We start from the raw sequence: 4,791 nt of genomic DNA on the forward strand, positions 1-4,791 counted from the left end.
GGCCCCTTCAAGCAAGCTTTCACCCAGCGCTTTGTGCTGGTCTACGGCACCGCAGGCACGCCCGAGGAGAACGCCTGGAGCTACACAAAAGCCCGCTTCGATGCGGAGCAGTTTCTCTATCGCGGCAACGCTTCCCCGGACTTGCTCCCCGACACGGAGTTCGACGCAAAGCGCGAAAAAGACCGCAGCGTGATTCTCTACGGCAACGCCGACACGAACCGGCTCTGGAAACCGCTTTTAGGGAAGTGCCTGATCCAGGTACGCCGTGACGGGATCACGGTTGGCAACAAAGCGCTACGCCAGCCCGACCTAGCCTGCCTCTTTGTCTACCCACGCTCCGACTCGGCGCTCGGGCTAGTCGGGGCTATTGGCGGCACGGGCCTTCCGGGCCTTCGCCTCACCGAGCGAGCGGCCTACTTTACGTCTGGCACCCCCTACCCCGACTGGTGCGTCTTCGGCCCCAAGATCCTCACCGAAGGCATAGGCGGCGTCCTAGAAGCGGGCTTTTTCGACAACCGCTGGGCTTTAGCCGTCCCATAAAATGGGGCGTCTACAGTAGCCTACGGCTGCAAAGCCCGTGCCGGGCTACCAATATCCCAGCCTGGAACAGGCTTTGCGGCGCTTGCGCCATTGCAGACGCCGATTTCAATCGGCGGATGGCGTGGGCCAGTGGATGATCTCGATATGGGTTCCGCCGGGCGCTTCTAAGTAAAACGAGCGGGTTTTGTCGCGGTGGGTCTTGATCTCCTTACCGTATCTCTGGGCCAGCGACTCTAGGTCATCCAGAGAGACACGCCAGGCGAGATGGTTCGGGTGCTGATCTTTGACCACAAAGGCCAGCCGTGCACCTCCTGCCTCGACAAAGGCCCAAGTCGCATCTTGGTAGAGTACAACTGCCCCAACATGCGCTTCGTACCAGGCAACAGCCTCGGCAATATCCGGGACGACTTGGGCGACATGATCAAAAGTATAGCTCATAAAATTTACCGAAAAAGCGAACGCATAAAGAGCGCCCAGGCATTCTGGCCCCACGGTGTACTCGCCGCCAAAACGATCACCGGAAAGAGCGCTGAGAGCGTGAGAATAAGCAGCAGTGGCACCGAAGAGCGCCGATTGCTGTAGAGCCGTGAGACCCCTCGCGCATCTACCAAGCGACTCCCGACTTTCAGGCGCACGAGAAACGTACTCGCCATTCCCCCCCGGCCTTTATCTAAAAAGTCTTCGAGGTTCGAGTGAGTGCCCACTGCGACAATTAAGTCCGCGCCTTTCTCATAGGCCAGTAACAGCGCCGCGTCCTCGCTTGTTCCCGCCATCGGAAAGAGAATGGAGGAAACGCCTAGTGCTTCCACACGCTCTTTCCCCGGAGCACGACCATCGGGGTAGGCGTGCACCAGAACTTCTGCCCCGCAGCGCAGCGCCGAGTCGCTCACGGAGTCCATGTCCCCCAGCACGATCTCCGGGCGGATTCCTAAGGCAAGTAGAGCGTCTGCCGCGCCATCTACGGCAATGACGACAGGTTTCTGATCCCGCAGGTAGAAGGTCAGGCGCTCTAGATCCTCTTCATAGCCCTCACCACGCACTACCACGAGGACATGTCGTCCGACAAGGTTCGTCTTGAGCTCTGGGAGTGCCCCCGTCTCCAGTAAGAGCGCACGCTCCTCGGGTTTCTCTAGAAACTGCAGTGTGTTCTGAGCAAAGCGCTGAAGCTCTGTGTCTAGATTCTGCCGAGCCGCGACAAGCTGCTGCTCCAGTAAGGCAGGCGTCAGCGAGGTCAATGACTTTAAACGCGCGTCGGAGAGGGTGAGCCGCTCTCCCTCTTTTAACTCGCTAAAGAGGTCTAAGCCTTGGGATTCGTACAACGGAATCCCTGCATCGAGTAAAACACCCGGTCCACGATTCGGGTAGCGACCCGTCACAAACGGCTGGCAGTTAATCACCGCATAGGGCCGAGCACGCACCAGCATCTGCGCCGCGACCGCATCTAGGTCAGGATGATCGAGCACCACCAAACAACCTGGAGTCAGTGTTGGCGCGAGAGCTTTGGTTCGTCGCCCCAGACGTACCTCAACCAGCGGTGTGCCCGCTTTTTCTTTTTCCCGAGTGAACAACTGGCTTCGGATCATTGTCTAAAAACCGATTATATCCCCCGTCAGAGTCGGGTACAATAGTGGAGTTTGTACCAAACATAAGGAATAAAGAAATGACAAAGCTCACGTTTATCGCAGCCCTAGCTGCCTTTGGAATTGGTGCCGTCGCCTTCGCACAAGATGCCGCTCCCAAGCCCGCACAGCGCCCCGGTCAGGCACAAGGCCGTAACATGGTTCAAGTTTGCGCCATGAAAGGTGAGGCTCTCAAGACTCCCGCAAAGGCGGAGTCGGTTGAGTTCAACGGTAAAAAAGTTCTCTTCTGCTGCGCCAACTGCAAAGCCGCGTTTGAGAAGCTCGATGATGCCGCTAAGACCAAGACGGTTACCAAGGCAGGACTGATCAGCCAAAAACTCACTGCACTCAAGACGATCGAGCGCGTGGAAAAGCAGCTCAAAGAGCTTGATGGCGTAAAAGAGGTTGTGACGACAGCCCCAGCAGGCAAGGTCAACTGCGCCGTGACGGGTGAAGAGATCGAGAGCGTGGCCAAAGCGGCGGGCAAAGTGGAGTACAAAGGCAAGACCTACTACTTCTGCTGCCCTGGCTGCATCAAGAAGTTCAACGAGACTCCCGACAAGTTCGTCAAGTAGTCAATAAGAAAAAAGCCCCAGAGCAAAAACTCTGGGGCTTTTTTTATTAAAGCTAAAATAGCTTGGCGTTGGGGTTAAACTCGATCTTAGCATTGCGAGATTGGTCCACTAGCCATTTTTGCACCGCTTGCGGTTCATTGAGCTTCGCGTTGACTTGCTCTTTCTTAAACTTGGCCTTCTCTGCCGCACTAATATCAGAGCCTTTTTGGAGGAGCTTGATGACATGCCAGCCGAACTGACTCTTGATCACCGGGCTAATATCACCCGCTTTCAGAAGAGCAAAAGCAGCCTTTTCAAAGTCTTGATCAAAGACTCCCTTACCGACCCAGGGTAGCTCCCCTCCCATGGCTCCACTGCCCTTATCATCGGAGAACTGTTTCGCAGCCTCGTCAAACTTGAGCTTTCCGGCCTTAATGTCTGCAAGAATCTGGTCAATGCGAATTTTTTGATCGTCTTCTTTCTTCTTGATCTGCTCCGGGGTCAGCGGGGTGGACTGATCCGGGGTGGGACCGAGAGGCTGGGTAGCCAGAAGAATATGGGAAAAGTGTCCCTGTCCGTCACGCCCTGGAACCATTTTGATCAAAAACTTTTCAAAAGACTTTCGGGCAAGCAAGTTCAGACGGACGGTCTGGGTCACTTCGGCTTCCGTTAGACCAAACTCACGCGTGATCTCCAAGAACGTCATCATCTTGCCGCTTTGTGCCATCTGGGCCACAACCTTGGCCTTCTCTTCTTTGACTTTCTCAGCAAGCTCCGCAGGCGTGATACTAACACCGGCTTTCTTCGCTTCTTGCTCAATCACAATCTTCTGAATCATCTCAGGCACAACTCGTCGTGCCAGGGTGCCACTAAGCTGCTTCTTAATATCCGATGCCGTGATATTGACCCCGTTGTAGCGAGCAATCACGCTGGAAGACATCGCGGCAGGCTTGGCCGCAGGCTTCTTGTTTGCCTGGGGGGCGATAGCCAACACGAGGGCAATCGTCATGGTTGAAACTGTCATCTCTAAACCTTTCTCCTAAAAAAAGACGCCCCCGCTACCGGTAGGGTTCCGGAGCGGGGGCGCTTATCTCACTTACTCAGTGCTCGCAGCAGGAGCCTCTCCCAGATCGCCTCCAAGAAGCTGACGGGCATCGTCAAGGCCACGCACCGCAACCGGCGCAGGGCCGCCTTCACCCAGCAGGGAGTCAGGCACCTCAAGCAGGCCAATGGCGCTGCCATCGGAGCTGGTCACCTCAAGAGCACGGTACTGCGCCAGACCGGTTCCGGCAGGAATGAGACGCCCGATAATGACGTTCTCCTTCAAACCAACCAGGTTATCGCGCTTGCCACGCACCGCTGCCTCGGTCAGAACACGAGTGGTCTTCTGAAAGCTCGCCGCCGACAGGAACGACTCGGTTGCCAGAGAGGCTTCCGTGATTCCCAAGAGCACCGGGATAGAAGTCGCAGGCTTGCCCACAACTCCGGTCTCCTGCTCGTTCTTCTCGATCTTGCGGTTGACATCCTCGATATCAAAGCGATCCACAAGCTGGCCATGTAAGTAGCTGCTATGGCCAGGCTCAACCACCTTACGCTTCTTGAGCATCTGGCGGACGATCACCTCGATATGCTTGTCGTTGATGTCCACACCCTGCTGCTTGTAGACCTTCTGAACTTCGCGAACCAGATACTCCTGGATTCCGCGCAGCCCCTGGAGTCCCAGGACTTTCTGCGGGTCAAGCGGGCCATCGGTCAGGCGGTCACCGGGCTCAATGATATCGCCTTCTTTGACCTTGAGCTCACCACGGTAAGGCACGACGATCTCTTTACGCACCAGGATGCTCTCGATACCCGCCTCACGGATCTTGCGGATATCACGATCCACAAGCTCTTTACCAACGGGGACGATCTCCTCGTTGTTCGAGAGGTTCAAGATCGGTACCGCAACGATCTGACCGGTCATCGGCTTGTTGTCTTCTCCCACCTTGAGAGGCGAGTGAATCACCACTTTACGCAGGCCTTCCATCGGGACACCTGCAACGGTTCCGCCGAACTCGGAGATGATCGCTTGGCCCTTA

4 protein-coding genes and 2 pseudogenes are annotated in these 4,791 nt (G+C 56.1%); 2 read left to right on the top strand and 4 right to left on the bottom strand.

What is annotated here, in order from left to right:
• A pseudogene (locus RMO15_RS10355) lies at positions 1-540 on the top strand (alpha/beta hydrolase); the annotation flags it as partial.
• A 105-nt stretch (positions 541-645) separates the two neighbouring features.
• On the opposite strand, the gene RMO15_RS10360 reads toward RMO15_RS10355, so the two are convergent.
• Both RMO15_RS10360 and steA read right to left on the bottom strand, forming a co-directional pair.
• Positions 646-978, bottom strand: coding sequence for a VOC family protein (locus RMO15_RS10360; protein ID WP_309711604.1), 333 nt, complete (start codon positions 976-978; stop codon positions 646-648).
• A gap of 5 nt (positions 979-983) precedes the next feature.
• Positions 984-2,123 (bottom strand): putative cytokinetic ring protein SteA, encoded by a 1,140-nt coding sequence (steA, locus tag RMO15_RS10365; protein ID WP_309711607.1) that lies wholly within the window; start codon positions 2,121-2,123, stop codon positions 984-986.
• 77 nt (positions 2,124-2,200) lie between these two features.
• Here steA and RMO15_RS10370 point away from each other — a divergent pair, with 77 nt between their 5' ends.
• Entirely contained in the window at positions 2,201-2,734 is a 534-nt protein-coding gene (locus RMO15_RS10370; protein WP_309711610.1) for a YHS domain-containing protein, read from the top strand.
• Between the two features lie 52 nt (positions 2,735-2,786).
• On the opposite strand, the gene RMO15_RS10375 is transcribed toward RMO15_RS10370, so the two are convergent.
• Together RMO15_RS10375 and RMO15_RS10380 are read right to left on the bottom strand one after the other, a co-directional pair.
• A complete protein-coding gene (locus tag RMO15_RS10375) occupies positions 2,787-3,737 on the bottom strand; it encodes a peptidylprolyl isomerase (protein ID WP_309711613.1) in 951 nt (316 codons plus the stop codon).
• 72 nt (positions 3,738-3,809) lie between these two features.
• Positions 3,810-4,791, bottom strand: a pseudogene (locus tag RMO15_RS10380) (hypothetical protein); the annotation flags it as partial.

Source organism: Armatimonas sp. (assembly GCF_031410135.1).
GTDB lineage: Bacteria > Armatimonadota > Armatimonadia > Armatimonadales > Armatimonadaceae > Armatimonas.

Coding starts and splice junctions, on each gene's coding strand:
- RMO15_RS10360 (WP_309711604.1), bottom strand. CDS start 978: ATGAGCTATACTTTTGATCATGTCGCCCAAGTCGTCCCGGATATTGCC.
- steA (WP_309711607.1), bottom strand. CDS start 2,123: ATGATCCGAAGCCAGTTGTTCACTCGGGAAAAAGAAAAAGCGGGCACA.
- RMO15_RS10370 (WP_309711610.1), top strand. CDS start 2,201: ATGACAAAGCTCACGTTTATCGCAGCCCTAGCTGCCTTTGGAATTGGT.
- RMO15_RS10375 (WP_309711613.1), bottom strand. CDS start 3,737: ATGACAGTTTCAACCATGACGATTGCCCTCGTGTTGGCTATCGCCCCC.